This is a genomic window from Vibrio sp. 1562 (assembly GCF_033340155.1).
Lineage (GTDB): Bacteria > Pseudomonadota > Gammaproteobacteria > Enterobacterales > Vibrionaceae > Vibrio > Vibrio alginolyticus.
Window position 1 is genome coordinate 1 of record NZ_JAWOVY010000684.1, and the last position, 544, is coordinate 544.

Below are 544 nucleotides of genomic sequence, written 5' to 3' on the forward strand. Positions count from 1 at the left end.
CGCCAACTTAAGCGAATCAATCCAAGGGATGAGCGTGATTCAGCTGATGCAACAAGAAGAGCGCTTTAATAAACAGTTTAACGAACTCACTGCTGAGCATTTGGTCGCGTCCAAAAAAGTCATTCGCTTAAACGGGTATCTGCTGCGGCCTCTCATGGATCTGTTGGCTGGACTTGCCCTACTCTGCTTAGTTGCCATCTTTGGCTTTAATGGTGTCGAGTTGATTGGTGTCGGTGTACTTTATGCGTTCATCAGTTATTTGGCGCGTGTGACCGAACCTCTGATTGAAATGACCCAACAACTTGCACTTTTACAACAAGCGTTGGTGTCGAGTGAACGTGTTTTTGAGTTGATTGATGCGAAGCCACAAACTTACGGTGACGATCATAAACCACTTAAAACGGGCTCAATTGAGCTAAGTAATCTGACGTTCAGTTATGATGGTAAGCAAGATGTATTAAAAGACATATCCTTGAAAGCGGCTCATCAAGATTTTATCGCGCTGGTCGGCCATACTGGCAGCGGCAAGAGCACGTTAGCATCT

General features: G+C 45.2%; 1 pseudogene. It reads left to right on the top strand.

What is annotated here, in order from left to right:
* A pseudogene (locus R7Z49_RS27080) lies at positions 1-544 on the top strand (multidrug resistance-like ATP-binding protein MdlB); the annotation flags it as partial.